Below are 19977 nucleotides of genomic sequence, written 5' to 3'. Positions count from 1 at the left end.
AACCTTACTGACTTAATCTCCCGACACCTCCTTTGGCTATATATGGTGCCGGCATGATGCTGCGCGTGTTGTTCCTGTTGATGCTGTGCACGGGCTTGCCGCAGGCGGCCTCGGCCGGCGACTTGCCGACACCCGAACACGGCCCGGCGCTGCGGATTCAGGGTTCCAACACCATCGGTGCGGCATTGGGGCCGGCGCTGGTAGAGGGTCTGTTGAGTGAACAGGGCCTGCGCAAGATCCGCCGTGAAACCCCGGACACCGCCAACGAACTGCGCATCGTCGGCGAAACCGTTCAGGGCCGTCGGGTCGTGGTGGAGGTAGCGGCCCATGGCTCCAGCACCGGTTTCACTGCACTCAAAGCAGCCAGCGCCGATCTGGCCGCCTCGTCGCGCCCGATCAAGGACAGCGAACTGGCCAGCCTGCAATCGCTCGGTGACCTGAAAAGCCCGAGCGCCGAACAGGTCATTGCCATCGATGGCCTGGCGATCATCCTTCATCCGGACAATCCGCTGAACCAACTCGACACCGTGCAACTGGCGCGCATTTTCAGTGGCGAGGTGAAGAGCTGGGAAGACATTGGCGGTCGCGGCGGGCCGATTCATCTGTATGCACGGGATAATCAGTCCGGGACCTACGACACCTTCAAGGAACTGGTCCTCAGCGGCCACGGGAAAACCCTCGGCAGTGCGGCGAAGCGCTTCGAGTCCAGCGAACAACTGTCCGATGCGGTCAGCGCCGACCCGCAAGGCATCGGTTTCATCGGTTTGCCCTACGTGCGCCAGGCTAAAGCCGTGGCCATTATCGACGGTCAATCGCAAGCCATGCCGCCGCTCAACAGCCTGATTGCCACGGAAGATTATCCGCTGTCCCGTCGGCTGTTCTTCTATCTGCCACCCAACGGGAAAAATCCCTGGGCCAATGCCCTGGTGGCGTTTGCCCAAAGCACTAAGGGTCAGGCCATTGTGGCCGCCAACGGTTTTATTGCCCAAACCGTCCAGGCCATGGCCGTTACCCCTAATGCGTTGATGCCAGAGGGTTATCAGGCGCTAAGCAGACATGCTCAGCGGTTGTCGGTGAACTTCCGTTTCGAGGAAGGCAGCGCCACCCTGGACAACAAGGCCCGACAAGACCTGTGGCGGGTGCTCGACTATATAAAGCAGCACGACAAAACGGCTGGGCAAGTGACGCTGGTGGGGTTTGGCGATGCCAAGAGCGACCCGGCGCGCGCCGATCTGTTGTCGAAGCTGCGGGCCATGGCGGTACGGCGGGAGTTGGTGAAGAGCGGCGTGGTGTTTCGCGAGATTCGCGGATTCGGTGCCGAAATGCCGGTGGCGGCCAATAGCGCCGATGAGGGAAGGATCAAGAATCGGCGAGTTGAGGTTTGGGTGTATTGAATTGAAATGCGAACAAATGTGGCGAGGGGGCTTGTCGGAACGCCGCACCGCCCCGTTCGGCTGCGAAGCAGTCGTGAATCATCCACCGCGTTGTATCAGAGCCAACACGGTGAATGGATTCAGGCCCGCTTCGCGGTCCAACGGGGGCAAGCCCCCTCGCCACAAATACTCACTGCCCACAATTTTTTTGCGGTCTTATTGCCCGCTACGCATCATCTCCTTCGGCACATATTTGCCGATTTCGAACTTGCCGATTGCCGCACGGTGCACTTCGTCCGGGCCGTCGGCCAGGCGCAGGGTGCGTTGCATTGCATACATGTAGGCCAGCGGGAAATCGTTGGAAACCCCTGCCCCGCCATGGATCTGGATCGCCCGGTCGATCACCCGCAATGCCACGTTTGGCGCGACGACCTTGATCTGCGCGATCTCGCTTTTCGCCACTTTGTTGCCGACGGTGTCCATCATGTACGCCGCTTTCAACGTCAGCAGGCGTGCCATGTCGATTTCCATCCGCGAGTCGGCGATCTTGTCGATGTTGCCGCCCAGGCGTGCCAGAGGCTTGCCGAACGCCGTGCGGTTCACCGAGCGCTTGCACATCAGTTCCAGGGCGCGCTCGGCCATGCCGATCGAACGCATGCAATGGTGAATCCGGCCAGGGCCAAGGCGACCTTGAGCAATTTCGAAGCCGCGTCCTTCGCCCAGCAGGACGTTTTCGTATGGCACCCGTACGTTTTCGAAATGCACTTCGGCGTGCCCATGAGGTGCATCGTCGTAACCGAACACCGGCAGTGGACGCACGATCTTCACACCGGGCGCATCCACCGGCACCAGAATCATCGAGTGCTGGGCGTGACGTGGCGCATCCGGATTGCTCAGGCCCATGAAAATCAGGATTTTGCAGCGCGGGTCGCAAGCACCCGAGGTCCACCATTTCTTGCCGTTGATCACCCACTCGTCGCCATCGCGCTCGGCACGGGCGGCCATGTTGGTGGCGTCGGAGGACGCGACATCCGGTTCGGTCATGGCGAACGCCGAGCGGATCTCGCCCCGCAGCAGCGGTTCGAGCCAACGTTGTTTCTGCTCTTCGTTGGCGTAGCGCACCAGCACTTCCATGTTGCCGGTGTCCGGTGCCGAGCAGTTGAACGGCTCTGGCCCCAGCAGCGAGCGGCCCATGATTTCCGCCAGTGGCGCGTATTCGAGGTTGGTCAGGCCGGCACCCAGTTCGGACTCAGGCAGAAACAAATTCCACAGGCCTTCGGCCTTGGCCTTGAGTTTCAGTTCTTCCATGATCGCCGTCGGCTGCCAGCGATCGCCCTCGGCGACCTGGCGCTCGAACACGGCTTCGGCGGGATAGACGTAGGTGTCCATGAACGCTGTTACGCGCTCACGCAGTTCCTGAACCTTGGGCGAATAAGCGAAATCCATGAGCGAGATACCTTCTTGGGGGAGGTTGTTTTAGGTCATGTATCGATGCTAGAACAGCGTTGATAATTTACCTAGCCTATTCTCGGCGTGTATAAACATTCATCACCGATATATGATCGGCTGATCGTCACGGTCAGCCCGCCCACACAATAAGAGAGCCGCGTAATGAATCTGAGCAAGGTCGATCTCAACCTTTTCATCGTCTTCGACGCGATCTACACCGAAGCCAACCTGACCCGCGCCGGGCAGATTGTGGGCATTACCCAGCCAGCGGTGTCGAACGCTCTGGCCCGGTTGCGCGAGACCTTCAACGACCCGTTGTTCGTGCGCACAGCCCAGGGCATGGTGCCCACGCCCATGGCACAGAACATCATCGGCCCGGTGCGCAACGCGCTCTCGCTGCTGCGCGTGTCGGTGCAGGAAAGCCGCATTTTCAACCCGCAGCAAGCGGTCAAGACCTATCGCATCAGCATGACCGACCTGACCGAAGCGGTGATCCTGCCGCCGCTGTTCCAGCGCCTGCGCCGCCTGGCTCCGGCGGTGATCATCGAAAGCTTCCTGTCCAAACGTCGCGAAACCACCAAGGAACTGGCCGCCGGTCGCCTCGACTTCGCGGTGGATGCGCCACTCAACACCGACCCGCAGGTGCGTCACGTCAAGTTGATGGAGGACCGCTACGTGTGCGCCATGCGCAAGGGGCATCCGCTGGCGGGCAAGGAAAAACTCACACTGGACGATTACCTGAGCCTGACCCACATCCATATTTCCAGTCGTCGCAGCGGCCTCGGCTATGTCGACCTGGCGCTGGGCAAGATGGGCATCCAGCGCAAGATCGCCCTGCGCTCCCAGCATTACCTGATGGCCTCACAAGTGTTGCAGCAGACCGACATGGTCATGACCGTACCGGAACGCTTCGCCCGTCGTAACGATTTGCATGCCTTTTATCTGCCGGTCAACGATGTACCGCCGGTGGAAACCCACCTCTACTGGCACGAAAGCACTGACCAGGACCCGGCGAACCGTTGGATGCGCGAGCAGATGATCGAGTTGTGCCAGCAGGTGACGGCGCAGGAGAAAAAGCTCGAGAAGGTGTAGGGCTTGATACCGAGGTGCCCCCATCGCGAGCAAGCTCGCTCCCACAGTAGGTATCCAGTGAACACAATACTTGTGTCCGACACAGATCCCTGTGGGAGCGAGCTTGCTCGCGATGAGGCCCTTCTCCACACCGCAAAGACCTACCCCTTGACGTAAACGTCAACCTGCCATTAGCTTAGCGCCATGACCTTTTGCGAGCGCGTCCATGAGCAGCCAGACCTACAGCATTTCCGATCTCGCCCGCGAGCTCGACATCACCACCCGTGCCATTCGCTTTTATGAAGAGCAAGGCCTGCTCAGCCCCGAGCGCCGTGGCCAGGAACGCATTTACTCGCCCCGCGACAAGGTCAGCCTGAAGCTGATCCTGCGGGGCAAGCGCATCGGTTTCTCCCTGGCTGAATGCCGCGAGCTGATCGAGCTCTACGATCCGTCCAGCGGTAACACCAAACAGTTGCACAGCATGCTGGCGAAAATCAGCGAACGCCGGGAGCAGCTTGAACAGCAAATGCTGGACATCGAACAGATGAAACTGGAACTCGATACCGCCGAAGAGCGCTGCGTGCAGGCGCTGGAGCAGACGCTCAAAAGCCAGGAAGTCATTCAGTAAAACCCGACCCCTTGTAGGAGCGAGCCTGCTCGCGATGGTCGTTAACGATAACCCGTGTTTGCTGGATAAACACGGTGCCTGGGAGCCCATCGCGAGCAGGCTCGCTCCTACAGGGTTCTCCGAACAATCAGCACAGGTCGAACCCCATGCCCCTCCCCACCCACGTACGCATTGTCGAAGTCGGCCCACGCGACGGCCTGCAAAATGAAGCCCAACCCATCAGTGTTACCGATAAGGTGCAACTGGTCGACGCACTGACCGCAGCCGGGCTCGGCTATATCGAAGTCGGCAGTTTCGTTTCGCCCAAGTGGGTGCCGCAGATGGCCGGCTCTGCCGAGGTCTTCGCGCAGATCCAGCGCAAACCGGGCGTGGTCTACGGCGCGCTCGCCCCCAACTTGCGCGGTTTCGAAGATGCCCTCGCTGCCGGGGTCAAGGAAGTGGCCGTATTCGCGGCGGCGTCCGAAGCGTTTTCCCGGCGCAACATCAATTGCTCGATCAGCGAAAGCCTGGAGCGTTTTGGGCCGATCATGGACGCCGCCAGACAACATGGGGTGACTGTGCGCGGGTATGTGTCCTGCGTGCTGGGCTGCCCCTATGAAGGTCATGTCGCCCCGGAGCAGGTCGCCGTGGTCGCCCGCGAGCTGTATGCCATGGGCTGCTATGAGGTCTCGCTGGGGGACACCATCGGCACCGGCACCGCTGGCGCAACCCGCAAGATGTTTGAAGTGGTATCGAAGGAGGTGCCCCGGGAGAAACTCGCCGGGCACTTCCACGACACCTACGGTCAGGCTGTGGCCAACATCTACGCCAGCTTGCTGGAGGGCATCTCGGTGTTCGACAGCTCCATCGCAGGTCTCGGCGGCTGCCCCTACGCCAAGGGCGCCAGCGGTAACGTCGCCACCGAAGACGTGGTTTACCTGCTCAACGGCCTGGGCATCGACACCGGAATCGACCTCGACGCCCTGATGCTCGCCGGCCAGCAGATTTGCACGGTGTTGGGTCGCCCTACCGGCTCCCGCGTGGCCAAGGCCCGCAGCGCACAGTGAGTGCGCTGAGTGTGTCCGGGTGTTACCGCACGGACTCAAACGTGGGCACAAGCGAGTAACACGGAAACAAAATGTAGGGTTTTGCCTGAGGCGCAAAACCCTACAAATTCTCAAACCATTGATTTTAAAGGCTTTTATAAAGTTGGCACGCCTCCTGCTATATCTATCGCATAACAAGAATAAAAAAATTGCGGCAAACCTAATAAAAACAAGACGTAACGACTCTGACATAACAAAAACAACACGGCAGAGACGCAGCTAACAGATTTTTTTGGAGAAGATGTGCTTTTCAGGGTGCTTTTCGGAGTTACCCGCAACCGGGCAGAGAATAATAAAACTACCTTCAGGTAGCTCCCGAACTAGTTGGATCGCTCAGCGAGAAAGTAGATCAGCGCTCAAAAAAATACGTTTGCTCTTGATCCCGAATGGGGATCGCCAAAAACAGCGGTAAAGGGCAACGGTTGCCAAAAACAAAAACAGACCGACCCTCAATAATAAAAAAAGAGCACGCGCAACAAAAATTAAAGGGGAGCTTCGGCTCCCCTTTGTGCTGTCTGCGATTCTGAAAACTCTGCAAGACACTGTGGGAGCGAGCTTGCTCGCGATGGCGGTGGATCAGTCAGCACAAATGTTGAATGTCACACCCTCATCGCGAGCAAGCTCGCTCCCACAGGTTTCCTCTTCACTCCTGCTTTTCGCGCAACTCCTCGATACTGATCTCGCGCATCCGGAATTTCTGGATCTTGCCAGTCACCGTCATCGGAAACTCCTCGACGAACTTGAAGTAGCGCGGCGTCTTGAAGTGCGCGATGCGCTCCTTGCACCAGGTTTGCAGCTCTTGCTCGGTGGCGCTGTGGCCGGGGTGGAACTTGATCCAGGCGACAATCTCTTCGCCGTAGCGCGAGCAAGGAATGCCGATCACCTGCACGTCCGCAACGGCCGGATGAGTGAAGAAAAATTCTTCCAGCTCCCGCGGGTAAATATTCTCACCACCACGGATGATCATGTCCTTGTTGCGCCCGGCAATGCACACGTAACCCTCGTCGTTCATGCTCGCCAGATCACCGGTATGCATCCACCCAGCCTGATCGATGGCGTCCGCCGTGCCTTCAGGATTGTTCCAATAGCCGAGCATCACGCTGTAACCGCGGGTGCATAGCTCACCGATGGTGCCACGCGGCACCAGGTTGCCCGCTTCGTCGATGATCTTGCTTTCCAGTTGCGGCTGGGTGCGGCCGACGGTGGTCACGCGCAGTTCCAGGTCGTCTGAAGGACCGGTCTGCAACGACACCGGACTGGTTTCCGTCATGCCGTAGGCAATCTGCACTTCGCTCATGTGCATTTCGCTGATGACCCGGCGCATCACCTCGATAGGACAGGTTGCGCCCGCCATGATCCCGGTGCGCAGGCTCGACAGGTCGAACCCGGCACGCTGAGGTTGATCGAGCATGGCGATGAACATGGTCGGTACGCCGTACAGCGCGGTGGCCTTTTCTTCGGCCACGGTGCCCAGGGTCAGCAACGGATCGAACGCGTCGTTCGGGTAAATCATCGTACTGCCATGGGTGATGCAGCCAAGATTGCCCATGACCATGCCGAAGCAGTGATACAGCGGCACCGGGATCACCAGGCGATCGGCCACCGTCAAGCCCAGGCTTTCGCCAACCATGTAACCGTTGTTGAGAATGTTGTAGTGACTGAGGGTCGCGCCCTTGGGAAAACCGGTGGTGCCAGAGGTGTACTGGATGTTCACCGCCTGATCGAAATGCAGGCTTTCCTGACGCTCGCGCAATTGTTCAGGAGACACGCTGCCAGCCAGATCCGTCAGTTGCGACCAGGGCAGGAAACCGCTGGGCGGCTGCACATCCAGGCTGATCACGCCGCGCAACTCCGGCAACCGCTCGCTGAGCAATTTACCGATGGACTGCTCCGCCAGCTCCGGCACCAGGCCCTGCACCATGGCGTGATAGTTCGAGGTCTTGAAGGCCCCGGCACACACCAGCCATTGACAGCCGGATTGCTTCAACACGTATTCGAGTTCGGAACTGCGATACGCCGGATTGATGTTGACCAGGATCACGCCGATTTTCGCGGTGGCAATTTGGCTGATGCACCACTGCGCACAGTTCGGCGCCCAGATGCCGAGGCGGTCCCCGGCTTGCAGCCCCAGCGCCAGCAGTGCCCTGGCGTGCAGGTCCGCGGCCTCGGCCAATTGCCGCCAGGTATAACGCAGCTGTTGATGGCGCACCACCAGCGCCTCCCCGTCCGGGTACTGCGCAACCGTGTTGTCGAACGCCTGGCCGATGGTCATCGCCAGCAAGGCTTTGTCCTGGGAACCACGGGTGTAACTGCGTTGCGGGCTTGCACTGGGTTGATCCATGACGACCCCTATTGTCTTTATTTTGTAGGAGCGAGCTCGCTCGCGAAGAACGTCAAGGCACCGCGTTTATCCAGACAACACGGGTTATCGTTGACGTCCTTCGCGAGCAAGCTCGCTCCTACAGAATCACCCAAGTTGACGTTTACGTAAAGGGTGATTGACAGCCATTCGTCACAGGCTTACGTTAACGTAAAGGTGAGAACCCAATCACGGCCTCCCCACCCTACAAAAAAGCCAAAAGGTGACCCATGAGCTATCCATCCCTGAACTTTGCCCTCGGTGAAACCATCGACATGCTGCGCGATCAGGTTCAGTCCTTCGTCGCCAAGGAGATCGCCCCGCGCGCCGCTCAGATCGACATCGACAACCTGTTCCCCGCCGACCTGTGGCGCAAATTCGGTGACATGGGCCTGCTGGGCATTACCGTGCCGGAAGAGTACGGCGGTGCCGGCCTGGGTTACCTGGCCCACGTGGTGGCCATGGAAGAAATCAGCCGTGGCTCGGCTTCGGTGGCGTTGTCCTACGGCGCGCACTCCAACCTGTGCGTCAACCAGATCAACCGTAACGGCAACCACGAGCAGAAATCCAAATACCTGCCGAAGCTGATCAGCGGCGAGCACATCGGCGCTTTGGCCATGAGCGAACCGAATGCCGGGTCCGACGTGGTGTCGATGAAACTGCGTGCCGATAAACGCGGCGACAAGTACGTGCTCAACGGCAGCAAGACCTGGATCACCAACGGTCCGGACGCCAACACCTACGTGATCTATGCCAAGACCGACCTGGAAAAAGGCCCTCACGGCATCACCGCCTTCATCGTTGAGCGCGACTGGAAAGGCTTCAGTCGCAGCAACAAGTTCGACAAGCTCGGCATGCGCGGTTCGAACACCTGCGAGCTGTTTTTCGATGACGTCGAGGTGCCGGAAGAAAATATCCTCGGCGTGCTCAATGGCGGCGTGAAAGTGCTGATGAGCGGCCTCGACTACGAGCGTGTCGTGCTCTCCGGCGGCCCGACCGGGATCATGCAGGCGTGCATGGACCTGATCGTGCCGTACATCCACGACCGCAAGCAGTTCGGCCAAAGCATCGGCGAATTCCAGCTGATCCAGGGCAAGGTCGCCGACATGTACACCCAACTCAACGCCAGCCGCGCCTATCTGTATGCCGTGGCCCAGGCTTGCGAACGCGGCGAGACCACGCGCAAGGACGCCGCCGGCGTGATCCTCTACAGCGCCGAACGCGCCACGCAAATGGCCCTCGACGCGATCCAGATTCTCGGTGGCAACGGCTACATCAATGAATTCCCGGCTGGCCGTCTGTTGCGTGACGCCAAGCTGTACGAAATCGGCGCGGGCACCAGTGAGATCCGTCGCATGCTGATCGGTCGCGAACTGTTCAACGAAACCCGCTAAACGGAGCTGCACATGGCTACCCTGCATACCCAGCTCAACCCCCGTTCAGCGGAATTCGCGGCTAATAGCGCGGCGATGCTCAAACAGGTCGACGCGTTGCACACCCTGCTCGCCCAAGTGGCGCAAGGTGGCGGTCCGAAGGCTCAGGAACGCCATACCTCGCGGGGCAAACTGCTGCCTCGCGAGCGCATCAACCGCTTGCTGGATCCGGGTTCACCGTTTCTGGAAATCAGCCAACTGGCGGCGTACGAGGTGTATGGCGAAGACGTCCCCGCTGCTGGCGTAATTGCCGGGATCGGCCGTGTGGAAGGCGTCGAGTGCATGATCGTCGCCAACGACGCCACGGTCAAAGGTGGTTCGTATTACCCGCTGACGGTGAAAAAGCACCTGCGCGCCCAGACCATCGCCCAACAGAACCGTCTGCCGTGCATCTATCTGGTGGACTCCGGCGGCGCCAACCTGCCACGTCAGGATGAAGTGTTCCCGGACCGCGAGCACTTCGGACGAATCTTCTTCAATCAGGCCAACATGAGCGCCATGGGCATCCCGCAGATTGCCGTGGTCATGGGTTCCTGCACCGCTGGCGGCGCCTATGTACCGGCGATGGCCGACGAAGCAATCATGGTCCGCGAACAAGCGACCATCTTCCTCGCCGGTCCGCCACTGGTGAAAGCCGCGACGGGTGAAGTGGTCAGTGCCGAGGACCTCGGCGGGGCCGATGTGCACTGCAAGATTTCCGGTGTGGCCGACCATTATGCCGAGAGCGATGAACACGCCCTGGCACTGGCACGCCGCAGCATCGCCAACCTCAACTGGCGCAAGCAAGGCGAGGTTCAGCAACGCACGCCGATCGCCCCGCTCTACAGCAGTGACGAGTTGTACGGCGTGGTCCCGGCTGACGCCAAGCAACCGTTTGACGTGCGCGAAGTGATTGCGCGGCTGGTGGACGGATCGGTGTTCGACGAGTTCAAGGCGCTGTTCGGGACGACGCTGGTCTGCGGTTTTGCTTACCTGCACGGTTACCCGATCGCGATCCTCGCCAACAACGGCATCCTCTTCGCTGAAGCGGCGCAGAAAGGCGCGCACTTCATCGAACTGGCGTGCCAGCGCGGCATCCCGCTGCTGTTCCTGCAGAACATCACCGGTTTCATGGTCGGGCAGAAGTACGAAGCTGGCGGCATCGCCAAGCACGGCGCGAAACTGGTGACCGCCGTGGCCTGCGCCAAGGTGCCGAAGTTCACCGTGATCATCGGCGGCAGTTTCGGTGCTGGTAACTACGGCATGTGCGGTCGCGCCTACGATCCGCGCTTCTTGTGGATGTGGCCGAATGCGCGCATCGGCGTGATGGGCGCCGAACAGGCGGCCGGCGTGCTGGTGCAGGTCAAGCGCGAACAGGCCGAGCGCAGTGGCCATGGTTTCAGCGCCGAACAGGAGGCCGAGATCAAGCAACCGATCCTCGACCAGTACGAAGAACAGGGTCACCCCTACTATTCCAGCGCGCGCCTGTGGGACGACGGTGTCATCGACCCGGCCCAGACTCGCGACGTACTGGCCCTGGCCTTGTCCGCGTCGTTGAACGCGCCAATCGAACCGAGCCGCTTCGGCGTGTTCCGGATGTGATTTTTTGTAGGAGCGAGCTTGCTCGCGATGATCGTCAACGATAACGCTGAAAGCCTGACACCCAGCGGCGCCCTCAAGACCATCGCGAGCAAGCTCGCTCCTACAGAATAGAGTTGTGGAGACGGACAATATGAGCGACTTCAACACCCTCGAACTGCTGACCGACCCCCGTGGATTTGCCACGCTGTGGCTCAGCCGTGAAGAAAAGAACAACGCCTTCAATGCCGAAATGATCCGCGAACTGATACTCGCCCTCGACAAAGTCGCCAGCGATGCCAGCCTGCGGTTTCTGATCGTGCGCGGTCGCGGCAGGCATTTCAGCGCCGGCGCCGACCTGGCCTGGATGCAGCAATCGGCCGAGCTCGATTACGCCACCAACCTCGATGACGCCCGGGAACTGGCGGAATTGATGTACAACCTGGCGAAACTGAAGATTCCGACCCTGGCCGTCGTGCAAGGCGCGGCCTTTGGCGGCGCGTTGGGCTTGATCAGTTGCTGCGACATGGCCATCGGTGCCGATGATGCGCAATTCTGCCTGTCGGAAGTGCGCATCGGCCTGGCACCCGCGGTAATCAGCCCGTTCGTGGTGCAAGCCATTGGCGAGCGCGCTACACGTCGCTATGCCTTGACCGCTGAGCGCTTCGGCGGGCAACGGGCACGGGAAATCGGATTGTTGTCGGAGAGCTATGCAAGTGCCGAGCTGGAACAGAAAGTCGAGCAATGGATCGACAATCTGCTGCTCAACAGTCCGGCCGCGATGCGCGCCAGCAAGGACCTGTTGCGCGAAGTCGGCGACGGCTCACTGACCCCGGCATTGCGCCGCTACACCGAAAACGCCATCGCCCGCATCCGCGTCAGCCCCGAAGGCCAGGAAGGCCTGCGCGCCTTCCTGCAAAAACGTCCGCCGAGCTGGCAAGCCGAAACCACCAAGGAGCCCCGTTGATGAGCGCACCTGTCCTCACCACCCTACTGGTGGCCAACCGTGGCGAAATCGCTTGCCGGGTAATGCGTACCGCCAAGGCCCTGGGCCTGACCACCGTGGCCGTGCACAGCGCCACCGACCGTGACGCCCGGCACAGCCGCGAAGCCGACATTCGGGTTGACCTCGGTGGCAGCAAGGCCGTCGACAGCTATCTGCAGAGCGACAAACTGATCGCCGCCGCCAAGGCCAGCGGCGCCCAGGCGATTCATCCCGGATATGGCTTTCTGTCGGAGAACGCCGGGTTCGCCCGCGCCATCGAAGCGGCCGGCCTGATTTTCCTTGGCCCGCCCGCCTCGGCCATCGACGCCATGGGCAGTAAGTCCGCCGCCAAAGCCCTGATGGAAACCGCTGGCGTGCCACTGGTGCCCGGTTATCACGGCGAAGCCCAGGACCTGGAAACCTTCCGCGCCGCCTGCGAACGCATCGGCTACCCGGTGTTGCTCAAGGCCACGGCCGGGGGCGGCGGCAAAGGCATGAAAGTGGTCGAGGACGTCAGCCAATTGGCCGAAGCCCTGGCCTCGGCCCAGCGTGAGGCGCAATCGTCGTTCGGCGACTCGCGGATGCTGGTGGAGAAATACCTGCTCAAGCCACGCCACGTGGAAATCCAGGTCTTCGCCGACCAGCACGGCAACTGCCTGTACCTCAACGAACGCGACTGCTCGATTCAACGTCGTCATCAGAAAGTCGTCGAAGAAGCACCGGCGCCAGGCCTGAGTCCGGAGCTGCGGCGCGCCATGGGTGAAGCCGCCGTACGTTCGGCGCAGGCCATCGGTTACGTCGGTGCCGGCACCGTGGAGTTTTTGCTGGATGCGCGCGGCGAGTTCTTCTTCATGGAGATGAACACCCGCCTGCAGGTCGAACACCCGGTCACCGAAGCCATCACGGGCCTCGACCTGGTGGCTTGGCAGATTCGCGTGGCACGCGGCGAAGCGTTGCCGATGACTCAGGACCAGGTGCCGCTGGTGGGGCACGCGATCGAAGTGCGGCTGTATGCCGAAGACCCGGGCAATGATTTCCTGCCGGCGACCGGTCGCCTGGAGCTGTATCGCGAATCCGCCCAAGGGCCGGGGCGTCGAGTGGACAGCGGCGTTGAAGAAGGCGATGAAATTTCGCCTTTCTACGACCCGATGCTCGGCAAGTTGATTGCCTGGGGTGAAGACCGTGAACAGGCGCGCTTGCGCCTGCTGAGCATGCTCGACGAATTCGCCATCGGCGGGCTGAAGACCAACATCAATTTTCTGCGGCGCATCATAGGCCACCCGGCATTTGCCGCTGCCGAACTGGATACCGGCTTCATTCCGCGTTATCAGGAACAGTTGCTGCCGACCCCAGCGGAACTCAGCGATGATTTCTGGCAAGCCGCCGCCCAGGCGTTTGCCCAGAGCCAGCCCCATGCAACCCGCGCCGATGACCCGAGTTCGCCGTGGGCTGCACCTAACGGGCTGCGTGCCGGCTTGCCGAGAGAAATCACTCTTCACTTGAGTTGTGAAGGTCAGGACCGTGCGCTGACGCTGGGCGACATCAATGCCCACAGCGCACGTCTCAAGGGCGAGCAACTGCTGACCGAGCACGAAGGCGTACGCCGTCAGCACCGCGCAATACGCCGTGGCGACTATGTGTATTTGCAGTGGGATGGCGAGTTGCGCCGCATCGAGTCTTACGACCCGATCAGCGCCGTCGAGGCCAGCCACAGCCATCAGGGCGGGCTGACCGCTCCCATGAACGGCAGCATCGTCCGGGTACTGGTAGAGGCCGGGCAATCGGTCGAGGCCGGGGCGCAATTGGTGGTACTGGAAGCGATGAAGATGGAGCACAGCATCCGCGCGCCCCACGCCGGGGTGATCAAGGCGCTGTATTGCCAGGAAGGCGAAATGGTCAGCGAAGGCAGTGCGCTGGTCGAACTGGAAGAAGCGTGAAATGAGATCGGTCCTACGCATCGCGACGACCGATCTGATCAGAACCTGGCTGTTGCCTGAACCACTACACCGATGATTCGACACTCTTCGGTGTACAAGGCTTTCGGATACGTCGGATTGAGCGGGACCAGATAACGCTGCCCGCCCTCTTCGATGAGCTTGCGGAACGTGGCTTCGTTGCTGCCCGGCCACTGGGCAATGACCAGTTTGCCAGGCTCGACGTCCACCGCAGGGTCCACCAGGATCAGCATGCCTTCCGGGATGCTGATGCCATTGGGTGCGGTCATCGCATCGCCTGCCACTCTCAACCAGAATGCCGGCCCCCGGGCGTGGTAATCGGACAGTTCAAAGTGCCCTTTTCCGTATACCGGAACCTCGCCGTCACGCACTTCGGCAGGTTCGCGCCAGTCACTGACCGGGTAGCGAAAGTACGGGTTGTACTTCTGTGTCAGGGGGATTTCGTCGTCCGTTGACGCCTGCGGCTCCCGGATCACCAGCGCCACTTCGAGAAACTCAAGGCCCAGCGCCCGCAGCACACGGTTCATGTCTTCGATGCCGGGTTCACGACGTTTGTTGAGCCAGTGGCCAATGCCGCCCTGGGACATCCCGAGGCGCTCGGCGAGTATCTCTTGAGTGATTTTGAGTTCACTCATCTTGGCCTTGACCAATTCAATCCATTTATCCATGTGCGGCACGATACGTGGGCGACTCCAGCCATCAAAACACAAAATGTAGTATTTAAATTGCCGTCACAAATACAGTTCGTATTAGGATCGGTTCACGGATCTGAATCTAACACGGAGCTTGCCATCGCCATGAACCAACCCACCAATGACCTGCCGGACATGCACATCGACACCACCTTTGCCTCGCCCCTGGACTCAGCGGCGGCACAACGCGCGCTGGACTATTACTTGAAACCAGCTGTTTCGGAGGGAGTGGCCGAGCCGCGTTTTTTTGATGTAAACCGCAATATCAGCGGCGAAGAGGCGCTGGTCCATGCCCTGGACCTGTTGCGCTGTGCTGCCGCCACCGCGTACGAGTCCGCCAATCATCTGCAAGGCGCAAGCCGCGACCTGGCATTTTCGACGGTGCACATGATCGACATGGCCAAGGCGATGGTCGATCGATCGCTGGAGAAGTATGAAAACGGTTGAGGTGAGAAGGCAAATCGAGAGGGCAGGAAAGAATTTTCCTGTCGCGCAGGTAAAAACGTTTGACTTGCAAACGAGAATGATTATTATTGCATCAACTGGTCGCGAGATCAGTCGATGGACCAGGTGACCTTAGGTCGGTCTCCTGGACTATCTCCTCATCAGGCTAATCACGGTTTTTGACCCGGCTTTTTGCCGGGTCTTTTTTTTGCCAGTTTTTCTGGCTTTGGCTTCAGGCTAATGAAGTCTTTGGGTGCCGCAAATTCGATGGCGCGGATGATATCAAAAGAATTCCAGTTGGCAAGAGAAGCCCGGCATCATTGGCTAAAACCAGCGACAGATAGCACTTGAGAATCAATCGCATAGTCTCTAAGCTGCGGCGGCGTCAAGGAGGACGCCCCCACCCTCGCACCCCGCAATTCCCCTCGGTTTCACCGCACTCTTGCGTGTAAAGTAGCCACCATAAAAATCATATTCAAGGACCCGATTATGGCCGTGGCTAAATCTTCTTTCGACATCAGTGCCAACTTCGACAGCGGCAATATCCAGGTAATCGATGTCAGCGACCCGCTCAAGCCCCTGCTGGCGATCCGCCCCGATACCAAGAGCAACCATTTCCAATGGTTCCACTTCAAGGCCAGCGGCCTGCATGTCGGCCAGGAGCACTGGTTTCGCCTGAACAATGCCAGCCAATCCTCCTACAACAAGGCCTGGGCCGGCTATCAGGCGGTGGCGTCCTACGACCACGTCAACTGGTTCCGCGTACCGACCATTTTCGAAGGCGACTGCCTGCGCTTCAGCCTCGAAGCCGAGCAGACCCATGCCTGGTTCGCCTACTTCGAACCCTACAGCCGAGGTCGCCACGACTGGCTGATCGAGCAGGCGCTGACCAAGGCCGGCACCGAACTGCTGGCCACCGGCAAGAGTGTCGAAGGTCGCGACATCCAGCTATTGCGCAAAGGCACCGGGGCTGAAGGCCGGCGCAAGGTGTGGATGATTGCCCAGCAACATCCGGGCGAGCACATGGCCGAGTGGTTCATGGAAGGCGTGATCGAGCGCCTGGAAAAGAACGACGACCCGGTGCTGAACAAACTGCTGGCCGGCGCCGACCTGTACCTGGTGCCGAACATGAACCCGGATGGCGCCTTCCACGGACACCTGCGCACCAACGCCATGGGCCAGGACCTGAACCGCGCCTGGCAGAGCGCCAGCCAGGAAATCAGCCCGGAAGTCCTGTTCGTACAGCAGCAGATGGAAAAATACGGCGTCGATATGTTCCTCGACGTCCATGGTGACGAGGAAATCCCTCATGTGTTCACAGCTGCTTGCGAAGGCAATCCGGGTTACACACCACGGCTCGAAAAACTCGAAGAAAACTTCCGCAACCACCTGAAACACACTACAAAGGATTTCCAGACCAAACACGGCTACACCCGCGACGAGCCGGGTCAAGCCAACATGACGCTGGCCTGCAACAGCGTGGGGCAGAAGTACGACTGCCTGTCGCTGACCCTGGAAATGCCGTTCAAAGATCACGATGATCATCCGAACCCGTTGACGGGGTGGTCAGGCAAGCGCTCGAAGCAGTTGGGGAAGGATGTGTTGACGACTGTGGCGAATATGGTTGATACGCTGCGCTGAATCACAGGCTTAAAAACATGACCTCGAAAGAGGTCATGTCGGTACGCCGCCAACGCCAAAGAGTAATTATTTGATATTTTTTACCACCGCGTCATAAGGTTTTGCGGAAACTATATTACTGGGAGGTGACTTCGCCCCATCAACATAGACGGCTACTACATGATAGGGCCGCAACCCACTTGGCACACCCGTCACCTCTGCCTCCAAAGTGCTGCTCTCAGCAAACTTCTTGGGTGGCAGCAAGATATTATCCCGCCCCCAAATTTCATATTTTGTCGCACGAGGTGCCTCATTCCATCTGAATGTAATACTGTCATAGCTCGTTGTAACAACACGAGCTTGAGAAGGAGCACTTAACTCAACAGTTGGTGCGTAGGACGATAACCGCTTGGCACTCATGCGCCACATAAGAGCCATGTTGGCAGTAACAGAATTACCGAGAGGTAAACCGTCGGCATCCTTTATCGCAGGGTTTGAATAGAAAGGGCTTTCATTCCCGCATTGAATTGTCGTGGTCTTGCCATTGTTATAGCCATGAGCAAACGAGATAAGAGTTCCCCCGTCACCGTAACAGTGAGAGCCACCTGCGTTGTGTCCTACCTCGTGTCGAAAGGCCTCGCCATTCACATGTGAAATTGCCTTTCTGCCTCTTACATTGCCCCAACCTACAGCCGAATCATCGGGATGACCAGAAAACATACCGTAAATTAGATCGGGCCGACTACGATCAACACCCTCCTTGAAAATTTTATCTACATTGGTCAGTACTTCGGTCGTTACCGGATAGTTTTGTTCGACTACTTGAACACCGACCAACTTTAACGTGACGTTGGTGACAAGCGAATTACGCAACGCAAGATTAACACTTTCGACTTTCGCGAGCGCATTAGCGACAACATCCCCCCCTCCCGCTTCAGCAGCCGAGCGAGAATAACCGATGAACATATCAATGACATAAGACTCATCCGTAGCATGCTCCGCATCACTAGAAACAACTTCACCCTTATTGCTTACAGTATCCGGACGTGAATAATCCTCAGGAAGATATGGCGTAAAAGTGCCTTGACCTTCATTATTGATTCTCACCAAACCACTTCTTCCCTTCTCTTCAATCACGGCAGTGAGACTGCCATCGATGTTACGCACAGTGACCAACGAGCCAATCGATTTATCGGGCATGATCAAGTTGCCGCTCTCGACGGTATAGTTGCCAATCACTTTTGAACCCGAGCGCTCATAAACAGCAGGAGCAATCCAATCCGAATACAACTCCTGCGTCGTCTTGCTCGTAACATTCGCCACAACCCAGCTTTTCGGCCCCCGAGGATCCGGTGGTGTTGAATACGCACAGGCCCCAACCAACCCAGCCAATGACACAATCGTAATAACGGAAAAAACACTCCGCATAAAACGCACATCTGCAGTCTTGAACATGACTCGTCTCCCTGAATGACACGATCAACGCTGTTCGACTGGCCCCGTTCGAGGCCACTGCAGTCTTTGAACATTGAACGTGCTTTTTCAGGGGAGCGAAACTGTCAAAGTTGACAGGTCAACGAGCCACCTTCAGCAAAAACCGGCTCGCAGTCTTTGAAATCAACCGCGATCCTTGCCCCGCAACATGCTGTCCAGCACATCATCCCGCCGCACCCAACCGTGAAACAACGCGGCCGCCAAATGCAGCAACACCGTCAGAAACAACAGGTACGCCAGATACCCATGCGCCTTGCGCAGGAACGCAAACACCTGCGCATTGGCCGGCACAATCGACGGTAATTGCAGCGAACTGCTGAGCATCACCGGTTCGCCCGACGCCGAAATCATCGCCCAGCCCAGCAGCGGCAAGACCAGCATCAAGGCATACAGCAATACATGCGAGGCCTTGGCCGCTATCGCTTGCCAACCCGGCAAATCCGCCGGCAGCGGTGGTTGCGTGGTGGAGAACCGCACCACCAGCCGCACGATCACCAGCAGCAAGATCGCGACACCCAAAGGTTTGTGTAGATTGATCAGCCATTCATGACGTTCGGAAACCGAGGCGACCATGCCGGCACCGATAAACAGCATGGCGATGATCATCAGTGCCATCAGCCAGTGCAGCAGTCGCGCCAATGGAGCGAAGTGGTTGGGTTGGCTGCTCATTGCTGGGCCTCCTGTTTGGCGGCGGGCAACTGGCTGACTTCGCTGGTGCGACGCAGGTAGGAATTGGCGTAACCGGCTGAACGAGCGGCGAGCAACGGGTCGTCGGACCCTTCGATGCCGGCGGGTAAAACCAGCGGGTCGTAATTGATGTCACGGCATTCGCCATTGAGTTGCGGTTGGGTTTTTTCCAGCACCAGCGTGCCTGCGTTCAACACTTTGCGCCCTTCAGGCCAGGCTTTGCTGGCGTCGTTCACGGGATCGCCGGGATTGGCCAGGATGATATTCAACTGCCAACGCAACGGTCCTGCGGCTATACGCTGAACCAGGTCTTTCTCCAGAAAGTCGCTGCCCTCGGGCGCCATGGCACCCGACGCATCCTGTGCTACCGGCACCATGCTCCAACGCACAGCCTGGCGTTGTCCGGCAGCGTTCACCAGATAAAACGCGTTGACGCTGTTATATGTCTCGGTGACGTAACTGGCTGACGGTTTGGCGGTCTTGATCCAGGCCAGAAAGGGTGCAGCTTCCGGATGCGCACCGAAAAACGCCGGAACCGCGGTCGGGTTCGGTTTGCCCGTAGCCGGGTCCGGCGACTGCGCCTGCTGCAATTGATAGAACGCCTCGGGCGTGCCCACCGGGAACACCGGCATGCTGTTCATCCCCGTGCGCCACTGCTGGCCGTTGGCCTGGGTGAAGCGCAAGGCCATGCTGCGGATCGGCACGGCACTGTCCGCAGCATAAGGGTTGCCGGCCGGCAAGGCGAAACGCCCGACCACCGGCGTCCGAGCTTCGTTGAACACCTGGGCGGTGGAATAGCTGCGCGCCTCACCGCTACTCTCGAAATGCCCGATCACGCACACGCCTTTGGAATGGTTGCGACGGAAACCCGGATGCACGCCGTTGTTGGTTTCCAGCACGTTGATCAGTTTCTTCGGGGTCAGGCGCTGTGGGTCAAAGGTGCCGTTGACGTAGGCAAACGCCCCAGCCACGACGGCAACGACCACGGCAATGCCAGCCAGACGCAACGTCAGGCTTGCCGCACTCAAGGGTGGCCGGGTTGGCGGTGATGATCGATCTACCATGAAAGACTCCAGGGCCATCGGCCACAAGTGAGAAGAATCAAGCAGACGCACCGCATGCAGGTTTATTCCCACGCGCGGTGT

At 59.2% G+C, this 19977-nt stretch carries 16 protein-coding genes; 10 read left to right on the top strand and 6 right to left on the bottom strand.

All coding sequences use genetic code 11. The features are described 5' to 3' along the window. Positions 1-53 precede the first annotated feature (53 nt). Complete coding sequence (locus KW840_RS15870) at positions 54-1394, top strand: phosphate ABC transporter substrate-binding/OmpA family protein (protein ID WP_218496185.1); 1341 nt, start codon at positions 54-56, stop codon at positions 1392-1394. A 195-nt stretch (positions 1395-1589) separates the two neighbouring features. Here the strand turns inward: KW840_RS15870 and KW840_RS15865 are convergent, their stop codons facing one another. Further along, positions 1590-2819, bottom strand: a complete 1230-nt coding sequence (locus tag KW840_RS15865; protein ID WP_218496184.1) for an acyl-CoA dehydrogenase — start codon at positions 2817-2819, stop codon at positions 1590-1592. A gap of 165 nt (positions 2820-2984) precedes the next feature. Between KW840_RS15865 and KW840_RS15860 the strand changes: the two genes are divergently transcribed. The 3 genes from KW840_RS15860 (at position 2985) to KW840_RS15850 (ending at position 5567) form a co-directional block, all read left to right on the top strand. Continuing rightward, positions 2985-3914: a LysR family transcriptional regulator gene (locus KW840_RS15860; RefSeq protein WP_090456650.1), complete on the top strand. Its 930-nt coding sequence runs from the start codon at positions 2985-2987 to the stop codon at positions 3912-3914. 205 nt (positions 3915-4119) lie between these two features. Then, positions 4120-4521, top strand: a complete 402-nt coding sequence (locus KW840_RS15855) for a MerR family DNA-binding transcriptional regulator (protein WP_057714129.1) — start codon at positions 4120-4122, stop codon at positions 4519-4521. A gap of 146 nt (positions 4522-4667) precedes the next feature. Next, positions 4668-5567, top strand: a complete 900-nt coding sequence (locus KW840_RS15850) for a hydroxymethylglutaryl-CoA lyase (RefSeq protein ID WP_150812596.1) — start codon at positions 4668-4670, stop codon at positions 5565-5567. Between the two features lie 682 nt (positions 5568-6249). Here KW840_RS15850 and KW840_RS15845 read toward each other — a convergent pair. Then, positions 6250-7947, bottom strand: a complete 1698-nt coding sequence (locus tag KW840_RS15845) for an AMP-binding protein (RefSeq protein ID WP_218496180.1) — start codon at positions 7945-7947, stop codon at positions 6250-6252. Between the two features lie 248 nt (positions 7948-8195). Between KW840_RS15845 and KW840_RS15840 the strand changes: the two genes are divergently transcribed. From KW840_RS15840 to KW840_RS15825, 4 genes are all read left to right on the top strand, one after another. Further along, positions 8196-9359: an isovaleryl-CoA dehydrogenase gene (locus tag KW840_RS15840; RefSeq protein WP_007946948.1), complete on the top strand. Its 1164-nt coding sequence runs from the start codon at positions 8196-8198 to the stop codon at positions 9357-9359. A gap of 12 nt (positions 9360-9371) precedes the next feature. Continuing rightward, a complete protein-coding gene (locus KW840_RS15835; RefSeq protein WP_090456656.1) occupies positions 9372-10979 on the top strand; it encodes a carboxyl transferase domain-containing protein in 1608 nt (535 codons plus the stop codon). Between the two features lie 130 nt (positions 10980-11109). Then, positions 11110-11922 carry a gamma-carboxygeranoyl-CoA hydratase gene (locus tag KW840_RS15830; protein WP_090456658.1) on the top strand — a complete coding sequence of 271 codons (813 nt, stop codon included), beginning with the start codon at positions 11110-11112 and terminating at the stop codon, positions 11920-11922. Beyond that, complete coding sequence (locus KW840_RS15825) at positions 11922-13877, top strand: acetyl/propionyl/methylcrotonyl-CoA carboxylase subunit alpha (protein WP_218496179.1); 1956 nt, start codon at positions 11922-11924, stop codon at positions 13875-13877. The genes KW840_RS15830 and KW840_RS15825 overlap by 1 nt, the downstream gene beginning before the upstream one ends. Positions 13878-13915: 38 nt before the next feature. Here the strand turns inward: KW840_RS15825 and KW840_RS15820 are convergent, their stop codons facing one another. Further along, complete coding sequence (locus tag KW840_RS15820; RefSeq protein ID WP_150812591.1) at positions 13916-14563, bottom strand: LexA family transcriptional regulator; 648 nt, start codon at positions 14561-14563, stop codon at positions 13916-13918. A gap of 129 nt (positions 14564-14692) precedes the next feature. Here KW840_RS15820 and KW840_RS15815 point away from each other — a divergent pair, with 129 nt between their 5' ends. Both KW840_RS15815 and KW840_RS15810 read left to right on the top strand, forming a co-directional pair. Then, positions 14693-15034, top strand: coding sequence for a DUF6124 family protein (locus tag KW840_RS15815; RefSeq protein WP_090456664.1), 342 nt, complete (start codon positions 14693-14695; stop codon positions 15032-15034). Between the two features lie 486 nt (positions 15035-15520). Next, positions 15521-16672 carry a M14-type cytosolic carboxypeptidase gene (locus KW840_RS15810; protein ID WP_218496178.1) on the top strand — a complete coding sequence of 384 codons (1152 nt, stop codon included), beginning with the start codon at positions 15521-15523 and terminating at the stop codon, positions 16670-16672. Between the two features lie 66 nt (positions 16673-16738). Here the strand turns inward: KW840_RS15810 and KW840_RS15805 are convergent, their stop codons facing one another. The 3 genes from KW840_RS15805 to KW840_RS15795 form a co-directional block, all read right to left on the bottom strand. Then, the gene (locus KW840_RS15805; protein WP_218496176.1) at positions 16739-18106 is read right to left on the bottom strand and encodes a hypothetical protein; all 1368 of its coding nucleotides are present in this window, start codon (positions 18104-18106) and stop codon (positions 16739-16741) included. 162 nt (positions 18107-18268) lie between these two features. Next, positions 18269-18814: a cytochrome b gene (locus KW840_RS15800; RefSeq protein ID WP_218496174.1), complete on the bottom strand. Its 546-nt coding sequence runs from the start codon at positions 18812-18814 to the stop codon at positions 18269-18271. Next, the gene (locus KW840_RS15795) at positions 18811-19896 is read right to left on the bottom strand and encodes a catalase family peroxidase (RefSeq protein ID WP_218496173.1); all 1086 of its coding nucleotides are present in this window, start codon (positions 19894-19896) and stop codon (positions 18811-18813) included. The genes KW840_RS15800 and KW840_RS15795 overlap by 4 nt, the downstream gene beginning before the upstream one ends. Between the last annotated feature and the right edge of the window lie 81 nt (positions 19897-19977).

It is taken from the genome of Pseudomonas sp. PDM30, assembly GCF_019218985.1.
GTDB classification, from domain to species: domain Bacteria; phylum Pseudomonadota; class Gammaproteobacteria; order Pseudomonadales; family Pseudomonadaceae; genus Aquipseudomonas; species Aquipseudomonas jessenii.
The sequence above is the reverse complement of the archived record's forward strand: the minus strand, read 5'-3'. Positions and strand labels throughout refer to the sequence as shown.